Consider the following 19,744-nt stretch of genomic DNA (forward strand, 5'->3'; position numbering starts at 1 on the left):
GCTCTATAACACTTGCATCCAACGCCCTGCATCCTACTCCGTAGACGTTCACCTGCCAGCCCGGTGCGCGACAAAAGCGCAAGTTTATGCAAGTGCACCAAGGTGCTACGCAGGACACTGGTGACCTATTGAGGAGCCTTTGCCATGAACCTGTCGTTGTATTTACTGACCGTGCTGATCTGGGGCACCACCTGGATTGCCTTGAAATGGCAATTGGGCGTGGTGGCGATTCCGGTGTCGATTGTTTATCGCTTCGGCCTCGCCGCGCTGGTGCTGTTCGTGATGTTGCTGCTCAGCCGTCGCTTGCAAGTGATGAACCGTCGCGGGCACCTGATTTGCCTGGCGCAGGGCTTGTGCCTGTTTTGCGTCAACTTCATGTGCTTCCTGACGGCCAGCCAATGGATTCCCAGCGGTTTGGTGGCGGTCGTGTTTTCTACCGCCACGCTGTGGAACGCCCTGAATGCGCGGGTGTTTTTCGGCCAGAAAATCGCTCGCAACGTGCTGATGGGCGGTGCGCTGGGCTTGCTCGGCCTGGGCCTGTTGTTCTGGCCGGAGCTGGTCGGTCATACCGCCAGCCCGCAAACCCTGCTCGGCCTGGGCCTGGCGTTGTGCGGCACCTTATGCTTCTCGGCGGGCAACATGCTGTCGAGCCTGCAACAGAAAGCCGGGCTGAAGCCGCTGACTACCAACGCCTGGGGCATGGCCTACGGCGCGGCGATGCTGTCGGTGTGGTGTCTGGTCAAAGGCATTCCGTTCGATATCGAGTGGAATGCCCGTTACATCGGTTCGCTGATGTACCTGGTCATTCCAGGCTCGGTGATAGGTTTCACCGCCTACCTGACACTGGTCGGGCGCATGGGGCCGGAGCGCGCCGCCTACTGCACCGTGCTGTTCCCGGTAGTGGCGCTGAATGTGTCGGCGTTTGCCGAGGGTTACCAATGGACTTTGCCGGCCCTGATGGGTTTGGTGCTGGTGATGCTGGGTAATGTGTTGGTCTTCCGTAAGCCCAAGGCACCGATGGTGCAAGGCAACGGCAAACTGGCTTGAAGCCGCATCAGGATCGAGTGTAGTAATTTTCAGCGCTCGATCCTGATCGCTACATAAATCAGTGAAGGCAATATGAAGCCTACAATATGCCGAGCCCAGTCTTTGTAGTTCCAGTGTTGTGATTCATCCATATTGAACCACTCGACACCGATCACCTGGAAACAGACGTAATAGAGAAATAACGCAATCAACAAACCAATGATCGCGAACTTCTTGGCTTCATGGAATTTTTTACTTGTGGTGTTAATGTTCTTGTACAGCTGGTAGGTGCCCATGATGCAGAAGACGGTGAACATAACTTCGAGTGTAATGATCAGCCAGTAAATTCGATGATGGAGCATAGGCGAGGTAATCGCCCGGTAGCTGTATTTATAGCCTTCGTGTGTCGTGTCCATGCTGAGGATGTGCGCAAGGTACTCATAGTTGGTGGCGTAGTCGGTAAAGTTGCTGTACATCACCAGTAAGCCAAAGAAACATATAAACAGCATCAGTGTGGCTTTGCTGATTTTAATGACGTGGTTGGTTGTAAGTTGGCTCAAGATTATTGTTCTCCAGAATAGGGGGCTTGTTAGTCTGGAGTTTATAGAGCTGTTTATGTGTTTGGTGATTAAGTGAATTGCAAGGTATGTATTGGGAAGTTGAGTGTGTGCGTATTAGATTAAGCGGGCAGACATAGTTAACGCCTGCCCGTTTTTATTTAGCTTTTCCAGACTTGTGGATTAACCAGGTCTTGCGGACGTTCACCCAGCAAGGCACTGCGCAAGTTGACCAGAGCGCGGTTGGCCATCGCGTCGCGGGTTTCATGGGTGGCCGAGCCGATATGCGGCAAGGTCACGGCATTTTTCAGTTGAAACAGTGGCGATTCTGCCAGCGGTTCCTTTTCGTACACATCCAGCCCGGCGCCGCGAATCCGATTGTTTTGCAGGGCTTCGATCAGCGCCGGTTCGTCCACTACCGGGCCGCGCGCAATGTTCACCAGGATGGCGCTCGGCTTCATCAGCGCCAGTTCGCGATGGCTGATCAGGTGTTTGGTTTTTTCGCTGAGCGGCACCACCAGGCAGACGAAGTCGGCTTCGGCCAGCAGTTCATCGAGACTGCGGAACTGCGCACCGAGCTCCTGTTCCAGCGCGCTCTTGCGGCTGTTGCCGCTGTAGAGAATCGGCATGTTGAAACCCAAGCGACCACGGCGGGCGATGGCCGCACCGATGTTGCCCATGCCGACGATGCCCAGGGTCTTGCCATGAACATCGCAACCGAACAGCGGTGCGCCGACAGTGGCCTGCCATTGACCGGCCTTGGTCCAGGCATCCAGTTCGGCCACGCGGCGGGCGCTGCTCATCAACAAGGCGAAAGCCAGGTCGGCGGTGCTTTCGGTGAGCACGTCAGGCGTGTTGGTCAACATGATCCCGCGCTCGTTCAAATAGGCCACGTCATAGTTGTCGTAACCCACCGATACGCTGGACACCACTTCTAGTTTCGCGGCGTTTTCCAGCTGAGCACGGCCAAGTTTGCGACCAACGCCGATCAAGCCGTGGGCATGGGGCAGGGCTTCATTGAACTGGGCGTTGATATCGCCGTTTTTAGGATTCGGCACGATGACGTCGAAGTCTTGTTGCAGGCGTTCAACCATTTCAGGCGTGACGCGGCTGAAGGCGAGGACGGTTTTTTTCATGGAGGCAAGCTCGTCGGGCGGACAGGAATGCTTAGCAAGCTACAAGTTTCAAGCGGCAAGCTGCAAGTCCAAAAACCACTTCCACCGCTTTTAACTTGCCGCTCGAAGCTTGAAGCTTGTAGCGCCCCCTCAGTTATACTGTCGGCCTTTCGTGGCTCGCTGACCGGGCCCGACACTTTAAGCATCACCCGGAGCTTTCATGACATCCCCGAAACAACCGCCGGTCGCCGACACCTTGATCGACGAGCAGGCTGAGCTGCCAGACAGCGTCGACTCCAGCGCCGACAGCGAAACCAAAGCCGCAATCCCGGCGTTCAAGTTCCCGTTCAAACCAGGCGAGCTCGCTGCAGCGAAAGACTCCAATCAGCCGTGGTACAAGAACGGCGCCAAGAATGGCCACACCAAGACGCCAGGCATGGCGCCTCCGGGCACGCGGCGTTCGATGGGTAAGCGATAAGATTCAGATTGCGCGGTGATTTCGGCCGCCGTCTTCGCGAGCAGGCTCACTCCCACATTTCGATCGCGTTCCCCTAAGCGAATTCGGTCAAATGCAGGAGCGAGCTTGCTCGCGAAGAGGCCAGAACATTCAACTCAAATGTCGGGCTCAAGCCACCCGCAACGAAATAAACGAATAATTCTCCGGCGTGCCCATCGCCACCTGCGCGCCGCTCGCCATTACCTGCTCGGCAACATCATCCCCCGATACATGAAACAACCATTCGCTCCCCCATTGCGGCAACGTCTGGCCAGCCAGGTCGTCGATGATTGCGGCAAACTCGACCATATCCGGCAGATAAGCGGTAAATCCATCCCCCTTCAGTGCCGTCGTCCGAATCCCCAATAACGCGCAAACCGCGTCCTTCATCTGAATGTCATCGCGATCCGACTGACGCGAACGCTGGATCAGCTCCGCCAACTCCCGGTCCACCAGCTCGCCGCCGACAATCAGCTCCGGGCCTTTCTCCCAGGACTCCGGCGGGCACTCCTTGATCACCGGGTTGAGGGGAATGTGTGGATTGATTTCCATCGGATAGATGCGGCACACCAGCGGCCGGCGTTCATAGATGCGGCAGAGGTTGTCTTCGTCAAGATTCCGGCAGGGGCCGACGTTATACGCGGCAAAAGTGATGGCGACGTAGGCATCTGCGTCGGCACTTCGAACCAGTGTCGAACGGCGCTCGGCGTGTTCGCGCTGCTGCACCGGCAGACCCAGGCCGTTGCTGAGGAAGGCCTCCACCAGCACGATCACCTGACCGCCGTCGGCTGCCCACATGCGGGCTTCGGGCAGGGTCAGGGGTACATGGTGGTCGTTGCAGCATTTGCCGCAGCCTACGCAGGAAAACGTCGTATTCATTGTGCGGTCAGTCGCATCCGAGGGCATGAAGCGGCGACAGATTGCCACCGCGAATGCCGCTATCGAAGCAAGTTATGCGCCACTCACTTCGCCTTGGCGGCCGGGCGAATCGAGTCCCATTCGGTGACGTACGCGGTTTTGCTTTGTTTGTTGTACAGACACAATTCGGTGCCCTGCGCGCCTTTCATGTGTTTTTGCGGGTACTGGCCTTGCAGCAGGAGGGCGGTGTAACCGACCCGGTCATCGAATTGTGCGGCGTTGCCGACCGGTGTGGCGTTTTTCAGGCCGCTGGCCTTGGTGCAGCTGGCGAGTACGGTTTTGTCGTAGGCAGCCCAGGCGTCGGGGCTGGAGGCCTGGGCCTGGGTGGCGAGAGCGGTGAGGCAGAGGAGGGTGAGGGCTGCGGATTTCATTGATTGGGCGTCCTTGGTCTTTGTGTGGCCAGGGTTCGGAGTATGCCTGAAGAGTTTTGCCATGAGGGCCATCGCCAAGATCGCAGCCTGCGGCAGCTCCTACATTGGATCGGCATGCACCTGTAGGAGCTGCCGCAGCCTGCGATCTTTTCGCGATATCAGTTCGGTACCAACTCCCGGCGGACCACAAACATCCCGACACTTTCATACAACCGCTGCGCCCGCAGGTTGTCTTCCAGTACCTTCAAATCCACGAATCCCTCCCGGCGTTGCTGGAACACCTTGAACGTCTGCAGCAGCAATGTCCGGCCCAAACCTTGCCGCCGAGCCCGTGGATGCACCACCAGGTTTTTGATGTAGGCGCTGGTCCAGCACTGGCACACGGCAACCACGCCTTCGGCATCCAGGGCAATGAAGCACAGGCCGGGATCGTATTCAGGGTCGGTTTCAAACCGTTGTTGCCACAGTTCCAGCGCGGGCACACGGCCGCCGCCATCGCGGTAACCCAGTTCCATCAAACGGTGCACGGCTTCGGCGAGTGCGGGCCGGTAGTGAGTCAGTTGAATGCCCGTTGGCCAGTTAACGGCCGGCACAACCTCTGCGAGGTTGCGCCGCATCAGCCAGCAAAAGTCATCGGCCAAGGTTTAATAACCTTGTTCGGCGACCGCCTTGGCCGCGGTGATCAGGCATTGGGTCAACTCTGGCGAAGAGAACTTGGTCAGCACCGCGTTCGCGCCGGCCAGACGAGCCTTTTCGCTGTTCATCACGCTGTCCAGCGAGGTGTGCAGCAGCACGTAGATGTGCGCGAAGTCCGGGGTTTCGCGAAGAGTGCGGGTAAAGGCATAGCCGTCCATCTCGGACATCTCGATGTCGGAGACGATCAGATTGATCTGCTGGGCGGTGCCTTGCAAATCCAGCAGGCAGTCGATGGCTTCCTTGGCGCTGCGGGCCGTGTGGCATTGCAGGCCGAGATTGCGCAGCGTGTGGACCGATTGATGCAAGGCGACTTGACTGTCATCCACCACCAGAATCCGCGCGTTGCCCAATATTTCAGCGTCTTCCATGCTGAGTTCGGTCGGCGCCATTTCGATCTGGACGGGGGCGATGCCGTGGATGACTTTTTCGATGTCCAGCACTTGCACCAGGGTGCCATCGACCGAGGTCACGCCGGTGATGTACGCGCTTTTGCCACCGGAACCAAAGGGTGGAGGGCGGATGTCGGTGGTCAGGCAGTGCACGATCTTGCTCACCGCCTGAACGTGCAGGCCTTGCTTGGAGCGACTGACGTCGGTGACGATCAGGCAGCCACCGTTCGGGTCTTCCAGCGGACGCTCGCCAATGGCGCGGCTGAGGTCGATCACCGACAGCGACGCGCCGCGCAACGTGGCGATACCTTTGACGTGAGGGTGTGACTCCGGGAGTCTGGTCAGCGGCGGGCAAGGGATGATTTCACTGACTTTGAGCAGGTTGATCGCCATCAACTTGCCGCTGCGCAAGGTAAACAGCAGAAGCGAAAGTGAATCTGCGCGAGCTTTGGTGGTGGACATAAAAACCTTCTGTTGAAAAAGGTGGTGGGCGATTGTGGGGTCGCCAATAGCATCAATGCCGGGTTATCGACTTGTTGGGTGCAGGCTTTAATAGGTGGATCAAAAGATCGCAGCCTGCGGCAGCTCCTACATGGGCCGCGTTATGTGTAGGAGCTGCCGAAGGCTGCGATCTTTTTGCTTTATTTCATCCCCAATCGCTTGGCCATCCGGCCAAGGTTCGCCCGATCCAGGCCCAGTTCCCGCGCCGCACTCGCCCAATTGTTGTGGTGGCGTTCCAGGCATGCACTGATCAATAGGCGTTGATAACGCTCGGTGGCCTCGCGTAAGTCGCCCGATACCAACGCCACCGCGGCTGCGGCCGGTTGCTCGGGGCTGACCTCGACGCTGCCATTGGGCAAATCCAGGTCGGCGGCGCTCAGGCTGAGAATCTTCGGTCGCTCTTTGCAATTACCCAGCGCTTTCAGCGCGCTGCGGCCGATCAAGTGTTCCAGCTCCCGCACATTGCCAGGCCAGTCGTAGGCCAGTAATGCGGCCTGGGCATCGGCGTTCAGGCGCAGGCTGTTGAGGCCCATGCGCGAGCGGTTCTGTTCCAGGAAGTAACCGCTGAGCAACAGCACATCCCGCCCACGATCACGCAGTGCCGGTACTAATAATGGATAGACGCTGAGACGGTGATAGAAGTCGGCGCGGTAACGGCCGCTGCGCACTTCTTCGGCCAGGTCGCGGTTGGTTGCCGCGATCAGTCGCACGTCGACTTGATGCTCTTTATCCGAACCCAGTCGCTGCAACTGACCGCTTTGCAGCACGCGCAGCAATTTGGCCTGCACCGTCAGTGACAGTTCGCCGACTTCATCGAGAAACAGCGTGCCGCCGTTGGCCAGTTCAAACTTGCCGCGCCGATCATTCATCGCGCCGGTGAAGGCGCCACGCACGTGGCCAAACAACTCGCTTTCTACCAGCGTGTCCGGCAATGCGGCGCAGTTAAGGCTGATGATCGGTTTGTCGGCGCGGGGCGAGGCGGCGTGGATGGCCTGGGCCACCAGCTCTTTGCCGACCCCGGTTTCCCCGGTGATCAGCACGGTCAGGTCGCTGCCGCCCACCAGGTTGATTTCTTCCACCAGGCGTTTGTGGGTTTTGCTCTGGCCGATCATCTCGCGATTCTGCTGGCCGCTGGCCTGACGGTACACCTCGGCGCGCTGGTGCTCGTCCTCGACGCGGTTGTTCAGGCGTTCGATGCGTTCTGCCGCGTTGACTGTGGCTGCGGCGAGGCTGGCAAAGGCCTCCAGTGCGCCCAGTTCGATCGGTTCGAATTGCTCCGGATTGAGGGCGTCGAGGGTCAGCAACCCCCATGGGCGCTCGTCGATAAACAGCGGGCAGCCCATGCAGTCGTGAACTTCCAGGTGGTCATCGAGGCCATCGACCAGGCCGTCGTAGGGGTCGGGCAACTCACTGTCGGCGGCGAATCGGGTCGGGCCTTGGCTGCTCAGCAGCGCCTCGAAACGCGGGTGTTCGCTGACCTTGAAACGTCGGCCGAGGGTATCGGTGCTCAGGCCATCGACGGCCAGCGGCACCAGCCACTCGCCATCGAGGCGCAGCAGGGCGGCGGCATCGCAGGGGAGCAAGGCGCGCATGGCTTCCAGCAGGCGCCGATAGCGTTCGCCTTCGGGGAGTTCGCGGGACAGGTCCGAGACCAGTGGCAACAAAGCGGTAAGCAGGGATTTTGCAGTCATAGTGACTCCATGTAGTCGGTGTGACTATAAATCAGCCTGTGTCGATATGACTATCATGTTTTTAACTAGTTGATTTTCAAAGGTTTATTACTTGGCACGGAAACTGATAAGCATAGAGCATTACTTAATAAACCCTCGTTGCTCAGGAGTCACTTTATGCTTAGCGTCCAAGACCGTGCCATCGTCAAATCCACTGTGCCGTTGCTGGAAAGCGGTGGCGAGGCTCTGATCACTCACTTCTATCGCATGCTGCTCTCCGAATATCCGGAAGTTCGCCCGCTGTTCAATCAGGCTCACCAGGCCAGCGGTGACCAGCCGCGTGCGCTGGCTAACGGCGTATTGATGTATGCCCGCCACATCGACCAACTCGACCAGTTGGGCGACCTGGTGGCCAAGATCATCAACAAGCACGTCGCCCTGCAGATTCTGCCGGAGCACTACCCGATTGTCGGCACCTGCCTGCTGCGTGCGATCGCTGAAGTACTGGGTGACGAAATCGCCACCCCGGAAGTGATCGCGGCATGGGGCGCGGCTTACGGTCAATTGGCCGACATCCTGATCGGTGCCGAAACCAGCATCTACGACCAGAAAGAACAAGCGCTGGGCGGCTGGCGCGGGGCGCGGGAATTCATCGTGGCGGGCAAGGTCGAGGAAAGCGCGGAAATCATCTCGTTCTACTTCGAACCTGCTGATAAAGGTCCGATTCTGGCGGCGGAACCAGGCCAGTACATTGGCATGAAACTGATCCTCGATGGCGAAGAAATTCGTCGTAACTATTCGCTGTCAGCCCTGCCGAACAAAGGCCAGTACCGCATCAGCGTCAAGCGTGAAAGCGGCGGTCGTGCTTCCAATCACCTGCACGATCAACTGCATGTGGGGTCGAGCATCCAGCTGTTCCCGCCATCGGGTGAGTTCACCCTGACCGCCAGTGAAAAACCGCTGGTGCTGATCAGCGGCGGCGTCGGCATCACCCCGACCCTGGCGATGCTCGAAGCGGCGCTGGAAACCGAACGCCCGGTGCACTTCATCCACTGCGCGCGCAATGGCAGCGTTCATGCTTTCCGCGACTGGATTGATGGTTTGGCCGAGCGTCACCCGCAACTCCAGCGCTTCTACTGCTACGCCGAAGACGATGGTGTCAGCCCGGCAGCGCACAAGGTCGGGCTGTTGAGCCTGGAGCAACTGGGCCAATGGTTGCCGGAAGAGCGCGACCTGGATGCTTACTTCCTGGGTCCGAAAGGCTTTATGGCGGCGATCAAGCGACACCTGAAAGCCTTGGGTGTGCCGGAGAAGCAAAGCCGTTATGAGTTCTTCGGGCCGGCTTCGGCGCTGGAGTAACCCCCCTAAAAGATCGCAGCCTTCGGCAGCTCCTACAGGATGAACTCCATTCCAATGTAGGAGCTGCCGGAGGCTGCGATCTTTTGATTTTGAAGAGTGATCTGCTAAATCCGCGTCAAAAGTTAATCCCTTCTTAACCCGCTTATCGTCTATTCCCTGCGACATCCCGCAATACGCGCCAGGCTCTCAAAGGTCAGGATCAACGTGTAGACTGGCGGGCAATCGATATCTTGAAGGGAAACGCGATGAGCGAGGAAACAATGCGGTTGGGGCGTGAACGACGCTATCTGGTATTGCTGGGCGTCATCTGCCTGGCGCTGATCGGCGGCGCTCTGTACATGCAAGTCGTTCTGGACGAGGCACCTTGCCCGCTCTGCATCCTGCAACGTTATGCCTTGCTGTTGATCGCGATCTTCGCCTTCATTGGCGCGGCCATGCGCACCCGTCGCAGCATCACGATATTTGAAACCCTGGTGGTGATCTCCGCGCTGGCAGGCGTCGCCGTAGCCGGGCATCACGTCTTCACGCAATTCTACCCATCGGTCAGTTGCGGCATCGATGTACTGCAGCCGATTGTCGATGGTTTGCCGCTGGCGAAGATCTTCCCGCTGGGCTTCCAGGTCGACGGTTTTTGCTCCACGCCATACCCGCCGATCCTCGGTTTGTCGCTGGCACAGTGGGCGCTGGTCGCTTTTGTGCTGGTGGTGGTGTTGGTGCCACTGCTTATCAGCCGTAACCGTAAAGCGTTGCGCTGAAGCCATAAAAACGCCCCGGTCCTTGATGAGAGGATCGGGGCGTTTTTTTGCATATCAGAAGCTATCTGAAAACACCGGAGCAGGCGGAAATCGAGGTGCGGCACGTGTGCGACATGTTGTCACATCTTGAGTGTCGCCGCAGGTTCGAAGGCACCGGATTGGTAAGCGGTGCAGCCACGGAATTGGCCTGTTTTACAGAATGCCAATATTGGACTACTGACGCAGGAACAGGCAGTTTTAACAGGCCCTGGCAATTTGCCAGAGCCCTTGTCATATCGGGGCTGACGCCAGGTCGGCAGCACTTCGAACGCCACGGATACTGTCTGAATTGAGGGCGGTAGACCTACTATTTTTGGTGTTTTTGTTGAGAATTAATTTCGATAAGATGCGCCACTTTTGCGAAAACCGGTAAGCATTGTTACTTGTTGGGATATAAATTATTTCGGGATGAGACATGGTTTAAAAAACGCTACATATCTACAATCGCCGCACTGAAATCCCGACTCTGTTCGCGCTTACTCAGGTGCATGGGCAGAAACCGGGTGTCGAGAGGCCGGGTGGCTTCATGCGACCCCCTGGTGTCGGTGCCTCGAATTATCCGCACCAAATGGAATTGGTCTGTAACAAGGCCTTTGACCACGTATTCGAATAAGAACTCAACGCTAGCCCAGGATTTGTCGAAACGCGTCTGACGCACGACGGGCCAGCCCTTATTCAATCCAAGAAAAATGCCAACCCTTGGCAGGGTGAAGTGTTGGCGATCAAAACCCAACTGCATTGCGCAAGCTGCTTTAGAGGTCGTGAGATGAGTAAAAACAGGTACCCCAGACTACTAGGCTTATTGCCCCTGATCGGCACGTTGTTGCTGTCAGGCTGCAACATGACCTTGCTCAATCCCAAGGGCCAGGTTGGCCTGGACGAGCGAAACCTGATCATCACCGCAACGCTGCTGATGCTGTTGGTCGTGATCCCGGTCATCGTCATGACCTTCCTGTTCGCCTGGAAGTACCGCGCGTCCAACACTAACGCCACCTACACGCCGAAGTGGTCGCACTCCACCAAGATCGAAATCGCGGTCTGGGCTGTGCCAGTGCTGATCATCATTGCCCTGGGTTACGTCACCTACAAGTCGACCCACGCCCTGGACCCGTACAAGCCGCTGGAATCCGACGTCAAGCCAATCACCATTGAAGTGGTCGCGCTGGACTGGAAGTGGCTGTTCATCTACCCGGAACAAGGCATTGCCACGGTCAACAAGATCGTGTTCCCGGCGCACACGCCGGTCAACTTCAAGATCACCTCCGACGCCGTGATGAACTCGTTCTTCATCCCTGCGCTGGGCGGCCAGATCTACGCGATGGCGGGCATGCAGACCAGACTGCACCTGATCGCCAACGAGAACGCTGAAATGGACGGTATCTCCGCCAACTACAGCGGCGCCGGTTTCACCGGTATGAAATTCAAAGCGATCGCAACTTCCCAGGAAGATTTCGACGCCTGGGTAAGTGAAGTCAAAAAGGCACCTAAACAGCTTGAACAAGCTGAATACGCAGCCCTTGCCAAGCAGAGCCAGAACAACCCAGTCGAGCTCTACTCCTCGGTTACGCCGAACCTGTTCCAGACCATCGTCGACAAGTACGAAGGCATGAAACCGGGTCCTAAGGTGAAGCACGAGAAGAAAGAGAAAGAAGTGGCCGCTACGGACATGAACTCGCATTCAGCTGCCGGGGCAGAGGAGTAAACGATGTTTGGTAAATTAAGTTGGGAAGCGGTCCCGTTCCACGAGCCGATCGTGATGGTGACCATCGCCATGATCGCGCTGGGTGGTCTGGCGCTGTTCGCTGCAATCACCTACTTCAAGAAGTGGACCTACCTGTGGACCGAGTGGCTGACGTCGGTCGACCACAAGAAAATCGGCGTGATGTACATCATCGTCGCCATGGTCATGCTGCTGCGCGGCTTTGCCGACGCCATGATGATGCGTACCCAATTGGCCATGGCCACCGAGGGTTCGCCTGGCTACCTGCCACCTGAACACTATGACCAGATCTTCACCGCTCACGGTGTGATCATGATCATCTTCATGGCGATGCCATTCTTCACCGGCCTGATGAACCTTGCAGTGCCGCTGCAGATCGGCGCGCGTGACGTTGCCTACCCGTTCCTGAACTCCCTGAGCTTCTGGCTGCTGGTTTCCGGCGTGGTACTGATCAACCTGTCCCTGGGCGTCGGCGAATTCGCCAAGACCGGTTGGGTTGCCTACCCACCACTGTCGGGCCTGCAATACAGCCCTGGCGTGGGGATGGATTACTACATCTGGGCACTGCAGCTATCCGGGTTAGGTACGACGCTGACGGGGGTCAACTTCCTGGCCACCGTGCTGAAAATGCGTACCCCTGGCATGAAGCTGATGGACATGCCGATCTTCACCTGGACTTGCACCTGGGCAAACGTTCTGATCGTGGCTTCGTTCCCGATCCTGACCGCTACCCTGGCTTTGCTGACGCTTGACCGTTACATGGATTTCCACATTTTCACCAATGAACTTGGTGGCAATCCAATGATGTACGTCAACCTGTTCTGGGCTTGGGGTCACCCCGAGGTTTACATCCTGATTCTGCCGGCGTTCGGGATCTTCTCCGAAGTCATCTCGACCTTCACTGGCAAGCGTCTGTTCGGTCACCACTCGATGGTCTACGCATCGGGCGCAATCTCGATCCTGGGCTTCATGGTTTGGCTGCACCACTTCTTCACCATGGGTTCGGGTGCCAGCGTCAACGCCTTCTTCGGTCTGGCGACGATGCTGATTTCTATCCCGACGGGTGTGAAGCTATTTAACTGGCTGTTCACCATCTACCAAGGCCGTCTGCGTTTCACCAGCCAGGTTCTTTGGACCCTGGGCTTCATGGTGACCTTCGCCATCGGCGGCATGACCGGCGTACTGCTGGCCATTCCGGGTGCTGACTTCGTTCTGCACAACAGCCTGTTCGTGATCGCTCACTTCCACAACGTGATCATCGGCGGCGCGGTATTCGGCTACATCGCTGGTTTCGGCTTCTACTTCCCTAAAGCGTTCGGCTTCAAGCTGCACGAAGGTTGGGGCAAGGCAGCGTTCTGGTTCTGGATCACCGGCTTCTTCGTCGCGTTCATGCCGCTCTACGTACTGGGCTTCATGGGCATGACCCGTCGTCTGAACGCCACTACCAACCCTGAGTGGGTGCCGTACCTGTACGTCGCCATGTTCGGTGCGGTGATGATCGCCGTGGGTATCGCTTGCCAGCTGATCCAGCTCTACGTCAGCGTGCGTGACCGCAACAAGCCAGAAAACATGTGCGAACACGGCGACCCGTGGAATGCCCATACCCTGGAATGGTCGACCTCGTCGCCACCACCGTTCTACAACTTCGCTGTACTGCCAAAAGCTGACGGTATCGACCCGTTCACCGAAGCCAAAGAAAACGGTACTGCGTACAAGGCCCCGGCCAAGTACGAACCGATCCACATGCCAAACAACACCGCGACCGGTCTGGTCATGGGTGCTCTGTTGACCGTGTTCGGTTTCGCGATGATCTGGCACATCTGGTGGCTGGCAATCGCTGGACTTGCCGGCACCGTGATCTACTTCGTGATCCACGCGGCTCGTGATGATCAAGGCTATATGGTGCCGGTCGACGTGATCGAGCGCATCGAAGCCGAGCAGCACAAGCGTCTGGTAGCAGCCGGGAAAGTCCCAGCCACTGCCACCCGTGTTGAAACCTCGTTGGAACAGGCTTAAATCATGTCGAACTTAGTGACCAATGCTGGACACACCCATGTCGATGGACATGGGCACGATGACCATCACCACGACTCGGGCGAGATGACCGTATTCGGTTTCTGGCTCTACCTGATGACCGACTGCATTTTGTTTGCGTCGATCTTCGCAGCGTACGCGGTACTGGTTAACAACGTAGCGGGTGGCCCGTCGGGCCACGACATCTTCGAACTGCCATACGTACTGGGCGAAACCGCTCTGCTGCTGTTCAGTTCGATCACCTACGGCTTCGCCATGCTGGCGTTCTTCCGTGGTAACAAGAAGCAGGTCCTGGGCTGGCTGGCCCTGACCTTCGTCTTCGGTGCCGGCTTCATCGGCATGGAAATCAACGAGTTCCACATGTTGATTTCCGAAGGCTACGGCCCTAGCCGTTCAGGCTTCCTGTCCGGGTTCTTCACCCTGGTCGGCACCCACGGTCTGCACGTGACCAGCGGTCTGATCTGGATGGCGATCATGATGTATCAGGTTCAGAAAAACGGCCTGACGGCGACCAACAAGACCCGTCTGAGCTGCCTGAGCCTGTTCTGGCACTTCCTGGACGTTGTGTGGATCTGCGTATTCACCGTTGTTTATCTGATGGGGACTATGTAATGGCTAACGCTCATTCCCAACACGGCCACGACAGCCACGACGCCGGCCACGGCAGCGTCAAGTCCTACGGCATCGGTTTTATCCTGTCGGTGATCCTGACCCTGATCCCGTTCGGTCTGGTGATGTACCCGACGCTGCCGAAGTCGGTCACCCTGATGGTCGTCGTCGCGTTCGCAGTCATCCAGGTGCTGGTGCACCTGGTGTACTTCCTCCACCTGGACCGTTCGGCCGCACAGCGAAACAACGTGATTGCGTTTGTCTTCGCCGCGATCGTGATTGTCCTGTTGGTTGGTCTGTCGCTGTGGATCATGTTCAGCATCCACACGTTCATGATGGCGAAGTGAGGTAAGTCCGCATGTCCCTTAAGCACTTTATCCAAATCACCAAACCGGGGATCATTTTCGGTAACGTGCTTTCGGTGGCAGGCGGATTTTTCCTTGCTTCGAAAGGGCATGTTGATCTGGCCATCTTCCTGGCCGCCATGATCGGCACGTCCCTGGTGGTTGCCTCCGGTTGCGTGTTCAACAACTGCATCGACCGCGACATCGACCTGAAGATGGAGCGCACCAAGAACCGGGTGCTGGTCCAGGGCTTGATCTCCCTGAAACTGGCCCTGATCTATGCGACCGTCCTCGGTGTCGCCGGCGTTGCACTGTTGTACAAGGTGGCTAATCCATTGGCCGCACTGTTCGCCGTCATCGGTTTCGTCATCTACGTCGGCTTCTACAGCCTGTACCTCAAGCGCAAGTCGGTTCACGGCACGCTGGTGGGCAGTCTGTCGGGCGCGATGCCGCCGGTGATCGGTTACGTCGCCGTCAGCAACACCTTCGACATGGCCGCGCTGACCCTGCTGGTGATGTTCAGCCTGTGGCAGATGCCGCATTCCTACGCCATCGCGATCTTCCGCTTCAACGATTACCTGGCCGCATCGATTCCGGTGCTGCCAGTGAAGCGCGGGATTCAAGTGGCCAAGAAGCACATCCTGATCTACATCCTGGCCTTCCTCGTGGCGACCTTGATGCTGACCTTCAGCGGCTACGCCGGCATGAGCTACCTCGCCGTCGCCGCGGCCATGGGCATGTACTGGCTGTACATGGCCTGGACCGGCTACAAGGCAGTGGATGACACGGTCTGGGCACGCAAGCTGTTCGTGTTCTCGATCTTCACCATTACCGCGTTGAGCGTGATGATGTCCCTGGATTTTAAAGTGCCGACTGAGTTGTTGCTGACTTACGCGCCTTAAGGTTTAGATGCTGAATTGAAAAGCCCCGCCTTCGAGAGAAGAGCGGGGCTTTTTGTTGGATTTTTCTGTTGGACCGTGTTGCCGCCAATGTTTCGGGTATCACCGCAATCCCTGTGGGAGCGAGCTTGCTCGCGATGGCTGCATGACAGGCAACATCAATGCTGAATGTGACGGCCTCTTCGCGAGCAAGCTCGCTCCCACAGGTTCTGGGGCGGTCAGCTATTTATGGGGTGTATCAAGCAATCGGAAGAAGCGCTCACGCACTTGCAAGTGATCACTGTGCGCGACGTTGAACCGCAGGTAGTGACTGGCATCAGGCCCTTTGCTGAGCAAGGTGCCGGGCGCGAGTACGAGGTTGTTTTCCAGTCCTCTGCGGGCCAACGTTTCGGCATGCAACCCTTCCGGCAGCCGCGTCCAGATAAACAAGCCTTCGCCCGGCAACGACGACGCTGAACACCCAGCCTCTTCCAGCCAACCCGCTACGCGGCTATTGGATTCATACAGCCGATCCACCGTGCGCCGCGCATGTTTGGCGTAGCTGCCGTCGCTGAGCATCGTGCAGGTGATGTGCTCCGCCAGTTCCGAGGTCACGCCGCCACAGGCCATTTTCAGCGCAACCAACCGTGCCGCCAGTTGCGGTGACAGCACCGCATAGCTGACGCGACTGTTGGCGGTGAGGGTTTTGGAGAAGCCGGAGATGTAGGTGACATTGTCCAGGCCGCTTGCCGCCAGACGCGGGGTGCGGCGTTGCTGGATGTCGCAGTACAAATCGTCTTCCAGAATGTGAAAGCCATAGCGATGGCTCAGCTCCAGCAAACGATAAACTTGCGCCGGGGAGAACGAGTGCCCGGTCGGGTTGTGCAGCGTGCTGTTGGTCATGTAGAGCACGGGCTTGTGGGCGATCAGCAGTTGCTCGAACGCCTCCAGGTCCATGCCGTCGCAATCCCGGGCGATGGTAATGACCTTGGCCCCATGCAGCGCCAGGTTGGCGTGCATGTTGAAGTAGCACGGATCGTCGAGCAGCACGGTGTCGCCGGGTTTGACCAGCAGGCGCATCAGCAGGTCGATGGCCTGCATGGTGTTGGCGGTGGTGATGATCTGGTCCACCGGCACTTCGATGCCGAAGGTCGCCAGTTTGACCCGCAACGCCTGGCGCAACGGCAAGTAACCACCCGCCACGCCGTACTCGCCCATGCGCAACGACGTCGCGCGCAAAGTACCGCGCACGGCTTTGAGCAGTTCATCGGCCGGCAGCCACGAGGTGGGCAGGAAACCACAGCCGGGGCGCAGGGCGCCGTTGTCCAGCAACAGGGCGCGACGGACCACGCTGAGGGTGTCCTGGGGTTGCAGATCGGGGCCGGTGCCACCCGGCAGCGAAGTGGCAGCGCGATGCACGTAATGCCCCGAGCCCTGGCGCGACACCACCAGACCCTTGGCCCGCAAGCGGTCGAGAGCGTCCACCACCGTGGACTTGCCCACGTTCATCAAGTCGGAGAGTTCGCGAATCGGCGGCAGCTTGGCGCCATGAGGCAATCCGCCGGTGCTGATCGCCTGGGACAGCTGATCGACGATCTGCTGCACCAGCGGTACGCCGGGCTGGAATTCGACCGCTTTGATGACTGCGCGTTGAACCTGCATTTTACTGGTCTCTCCGGCAGTAAAGTTCGTTGGATTCTATACGAACTTGCTCTGATCAAGACAACCCCCTCTCTCTACCATGCCCTTACAGACTTTTCTGATGGTCGACCCTGCCCGGTCCGACCATCACCCGGTTTATGAGGTGCTGCATGAGTGTCGAAACAACGGTCGCGGTGGCCAAACCGGTCATCAACCTGCGGTTGTTCACCATCCGAATCATCACGGCGGTCTCGCTGTTCGCGGTGCTGGGCAAGGCCAACGTCTGGCTCGACACCGCCACCAACAGTATTTTGGCCCTCGGGTATCGGGCCTTGTTGTTGCTGTTGCCGCTGACTTTGCTGGTGCTCGGCCGCCGTTCGCTGAGTGTCACGCTGCTGTGCGCCGCCCTCGGGTTAGTGCTGCTGGCGGTTACCAGCAACCAGGGCTTGGTGATGTTTGCCGCCGCGTTGTTTGCCTACGGCATTGCAATTGCCGGTTACCTGATCAAGAGCGAAGCGGCGCAGACCAAGGAAGGCGCGGCGTACAACCGCGTCGCCATGAACATGGGCAGTCTGGTGGCGGGGCTGATTCTGCTGTCGCCGCTGCTCACCCCGACAATGTTTTTCCTCGGCGCGGCGAGTTTCGTGCTGCTGTGCCTGCCGATTGCCCTCGGTGCGACCTTCACCACGGAACCGGTGGTTGCGCGTCCCGCGACCCAGGACGGCAGCCACTGGCGCAGCAAACTGCCGTGGGTGATCGCCGGGATCATCATGGGCATCAAGTTGTTTGGCGTGTTCTCGATCCTGCCCCAAGCGATCCTGCTCAAAACCGGTGAACTGCCGGCCTGGTACGGCCTGATGCTGATCCTCAACAGCGCCGTGGTGGTCTTCGCCCAGGTGCCGGTGATGAAGCTGATCGAACGCACCGGGCGCTTCAAGGTGGTGGCGGTGATCGGGATCATCGTCGGCGGCTTCGCGGTGCTGTCGTCGCCCGCCGCTTTCCACGTCGAAACCCTCGCTGGCGCGCTGGTCTGGGTGGCGCTGCTGTCCATTGCCGAATGCGCGTTCAGCTACCTCGATTACTTCTCGGTCAAGCAAAACAACATGTTCGTCAAGGAAGTGTCCTTGGGCGTCGGTGCGGGCCTGACAGTGTTGATCATGCGGGTCGCACCACCGCCCTACAACGCGTTGGTTCTGGCTGTCATTGGTGCCGGGGGGATTCTGGCCTGGTACTGGCTGAACCGTAAATCCAATGCGTCATTGCACGACTGAGTCATCGCCGTTTCGGTTTTCACTTTGCAGGTCGGGGGCAGTATGAATACGACTTCATGTGTAGTAGTGGTCGGGTACAACGGCAATCGGGTTCACGATATCCAGAAGCTGCGCGAGCTGTGCAAGTCGCTGTACGACGCCCGCCTGATTCTGCTGGTCGAGCAGATTCAACCTTATGACGATCAAGTCGCCGATCACGTCTGCAGCACCTCGCTGGCCGAGAAAGACGTGGCGTCTTCCCTGGAACTGGTGGTCGGTTGCCTGAACGCCGACCGCTGGAAACTCATCGGCGTGTTGCCGTTCTCTGATCGCGGCGTGCTGTTGGGTGCCGCATTGGCCAATCATTTCGGCCTGCCCGGTATTACCCCGACTGAAGCGCGGGCCGGGTTGGACAAGCAGATTTTTCGCCAACTCGAAGCGACTGCCGCCAGCTCTCCCGAGGACTACCGCCCGGTGTTTTCCGCTCGCGTCGAGAGCCTGCCCGAACTGCGTCAGCGAGTGGTTGAACTGGGTGGCAAGGCCTTCATCAAACCGGCCTGCGAAGGTGCCAGCCGCGGTTGTCGCGTCATCCATCACCCGTCCGAATGCGACGAGGCCTGGCACGCGCTCAAGCCGTACCGCGAAGGCGGCATCGTTCTCGAAGAACTCGTCCAGAACGCCCGTGAATACAGCTGGGATTACGTGGCCGGCAGCACCTGGATCACCGAAAAGACCACCACCGAAGGCGCCTACCGCGCAGAGATCCAGCAAGTGGTGCCCGCGCCGTTGTCAGCAGACGCGCAATCTCGACTCATGGCTGCTGGTCGCCACATGGCCGGGCTGGTGTCGCAGGACAACGGCGCCTGGCACAACGAAGTGTTCCACCGGGCCGATCAATTGACGTCGGCCGTGGAAACCAATATGCGCCCCGGTGGCATGCACATCTGGGACCTGGCGCGCCGGGCGTTCTTCGATTTCAACCCGTGGGAGCGTTGGGTCCGCTGGGCTGTGGAAGGCCAGGTCGAACAGCACGATCCGGTTCCGCGCGGCTACTGCGGCATCCGTCTGCTCCGGGCCCCGGCTGGCGGCATCTTGCGCTCCGTACCAGACGTCCAGGCGCTAGCCCGGTCGTTGAACATTGAACTGGTAGAAGCGGTGCTGGCCAAGCGCATCGGTGATTCGGTCTGCGCTCTGGTGCAGGACAACACCTCGTTTATCGGCCACGTCGTGTTGTTCAACGAACACTACGGGCAGCTCAGCAATGACCTGTTGCGGCTGGCCGAGGCCATCGAATCAAGGATCGGGATCACCAACCTGGCACCGCCTGAAAGGGCGGTGGGTTGATTGCAGGGATCGATGTTTTTTGCAGTATTGAT

Annotated in this window: 19 protein-coding genes; 11 read left to right on the top strand and 8 right to left on the bottom strand. The window is 58.4% G+C overall.

Annotated features, from left to right (window positions below; genetic code table 11):
* The first annotated feature begins 144 nt into the window (after positions 1-144).
* The gene (locus KUF73_RS04690) at positions 145-1,047 is read left to right on the top strand and encodes a DMT family transporter (RefSeq protein WP_218436907.1); all 903 of its coding nucleotides are present in this window, start codon (positions 145-147) and stop codon (positions 1,045-1,047) included.
* Positions 1,048-1,076: 29 nt separating this feature from the next.
* Here KUF73_RS04690 and KUF73_RS04695 read toward each other — a convergent pair whose 3' ends face one another.
* Together KUF73_RS04695 and KUF73_RS04700 are read right to left on the bottom strand one after the other, a co-directional pair.
* Positions 1,077-1,586, bottom strand: coding sequence for a DUF2165 family protein (locus tag KUF73_RS04695; RefSeq protein ID WP_218436908.1), 510 nt, complete (start codon positions 1,584-1,586; stop codon positions 1,077-1,079).
* A gap of 158 nt (positions 1,587-1,744) precedes the next feature.
* A complete protein-coding gene (locus KUF73_RS04700; RefSeq protein ID WP_218436909.1) occupies positions 1,745-2,719 on the bottom strand; it encodes a D-glycerate dehydrogenase in 975 nt (324 codons plus the stop codon).
* A gap of 199 nt (positions 2,720-2,918) precedes the next feature.
* Here KUF73_RS04700 and KUF73_RS04705 point away from each other — a divergent pair, with 199 nt between their 5' ends.
* Entirely contained in the window at positions 2,919-3,176 is a 258-nt protein-coding gene (locus KUF73_RS04705) for a hypothetical protein (RefSeq protein WP_218436910.1), read from the top strand.
* 147 nt (positions 3,177-3,323) lie between these two features.
* On the opposite strand, the gene KUF73_RS04710 is transcribed toward KUF73_RS04705, so the two are convergent.
* The 5 genes from KUF73_RS04710 to norR form a co-directional block, all read right to left on the bottom strand.
* A complete protein-coding gene (locus KUF73_RS04710) occupies positions 3,324-4,073 on the bottom strand; it encodes a YkgJ family cysteine cluster protein (RefSeq protein ID WP_218436911.1) in 750 nt (249 codons plus the stop codon).
* 83 nt (positions 4,074-4,156) lie between these two features.
* Positions 4,157-4,483 (bottom strand): hypothetical protein, encoded by a 327-nt coding sequence (locus KUF73_RS04715; protein WP_218436912.1) that lies wholly within the window; start codon positions 4,481-4,483, stop codon positions 4,157-4,159.
* A 158-nt stretch (positions 4,484-4,641) separates the two neighbouring features.
* On the bottom strand, positions 4,642-5,100 hold the full coding sequence (locus KUF73_RS04720) for a GNAT family N-acetyltransferase (RefSeq protein ID WP_218437431.1): 459 nt from the start codon (positions 5,098-5,100) through the stop codon (positions 4,642-4,644).
* Between the two features lie 27 nt (positions 5,101-5,127).
* On the bottom strand, positions 5,128-6,030 hold the full coding sequence (locus tag KUF73_RS04725; RefSeq protein WP_218436913.1) for a chemotaxis protein: 903 nt from the start codon (positions 6,028-6,030) through the stop codon (positions 5,128-5,130).
* Between the two features lie 179 nt (positions 6,031-6,209).
* The gene (gene norR, locus KUF73_RS04730) at positions 6,210-7,760 is read right to left on the bottom strand and encodes a nitric oxide reductase transcriptional regulator NorR (RefSeq protein ID WP_218436914.1); all 1,551 of its coding nucleotides are present in this window, start codon (positions 7,758-7,760) and stop codon (positions 6,210-6,212) included.
* A gap of 156 nt (positions 7,761-7,916) precedes the next feature.
* On the opposite strand from norR, the gene hmpA reads away from it, so the two are divergent.
* The 7 genes from hmpA (at position 7,917) to cyoE (ending at position 15,501) form a co-directional block, all read left to right on the top strand.
* Complete coding sequence (gene hmpA, locus KUF73_RS04735; protein ID WP_218436915.1) at positions 7,917-9,098, top strand: NO-inducible flavohemoprotein; 1,182 nt, start codon at positions 7,917-7,919, stop codon at positions 9,096-9,098.
* 245 nt (positions 9,099-9,343) lie between these two features.
* Positions 9,344-9,853, top strand: coding sequence for a disulfide bond formation protein B (locus KUF73_RS04740; protein ID WP_218436916.1), 510 nt, complete (start codon positions 9,344-9,346; stop codon positions 9,851-9,853).
* An 805-nt stretch (positions 9,854-10,658) separates the two neighbouring features.
* Entirely contained in the window at positions 10,659-11,594 is a 936-nt protein-coding gene (cyoA, locus tag KUF73_RS04745) for a ubiquinol oxidase subunit II (protein WP_218436917.1), read from the top strand.
* Positions 11,595-11,597: 3 nt separating this feature from the next.
* On the top strand, positions 11,598-13,628 hold the full coding sequence (gene cyoB / locus KUF73_RS04750) for a cytochrome o ubiquinol oxidase subunit I (protein ID WP_218436918.1): 2,031 nt from the start codon (positions 11,598-11,600) through the stop codon (positions 13,626-13,628).
* A 3-nt stretch (positions 13,629-13,631) separates the two neighbouring features.
* Positions 13,632-14,258, top strand: coding sequence for a cytochrome o ubiquinol oxidase subunit III (locus tag KUF73_RS04755; RefSeq protein ID WP_218436919.1), 627 nt, complete (start codon positions 13,632-13,634; stop codon positions 14,256-14,258).
* A complete protein-coding gene (cyoD, locus tag KUF73_RS04760) occupies positions 14,258-14,602 on the top strand; it encodes a cytochrome o ubiquinol oxidase subunit IV (protein WP_218436920.1) in 345 nt (114 codons plus the stop codon). The genes KUF73_RS04755 and cyoD overlap by 1 nt, the downstream gene beginning before the upstream one ends.
* Positions 14,603-14,613: 11 nt before the next feature.
* Positions 14,614-15,501, top strand: a complete 888-nt coding sequence (gene cyoE, locus KUF73_RS04765) for a heme o synthase (RefSeq protein WP_007986830.1) — start codon at positions 14,614-14,616, stop codon at positions 15,499-15,501.
* Between the two features lie 219 nt (positions 15,502-15,720).
* Here the strand turns inward: cyoE and KUF73_RS04770 are convergent, their stop codons facing one another.
* Entirely contained in the window at positions 15,721-17,139 is a 1,419-nt protein-coding gene (locus tag KUF73_RS04770) for a PLP-dependent aminotransferase family protein (RefSeq protein ID WP_218436921.1), read from the bottom strand.
* Positions 17,140-17,288: 149 nt separating this feature from the next.
* On the opposite strand from KUF73_RS04770, the gene KUF73_RS04775 reads away from it, so the two are divergent.
* Positions 17,289-18,389, top strand: a complete 1,101-nt coding sequence (locus KUF73_RS04775) for a hypothetical protein (RefSeq protein ID WP_218436922.1) — start codon at positions 17,289-17,291, stop codon at positions 18,387-18,389.
* A gap of 42 nt (positions 18,390-18,431) precedes the next feature.
* Positions 18,432-19,712 (top strand): acetyl-CoA carboxylase biotin carboxylase subunit family protein, encoded by a 1,281-nt coding sequence (locus KUF73_RS04780; protein WP_218436923.1) that lies wholly within the window; start codon positions 18,432-18,434, stop codon positions 19,710-19,712.
* Positions 19,713-19,744 lie beyond the last annotated feature (32 nt).

Source organism: Pseudomonas sp. PD9R, assembly GCF_019200975.1.
GTDB lineage: Bacteria > Pseudomonadota > Gammaproteobacteria > Pseudomonadales > Pseudomonadaceae > Aquipseudomonas.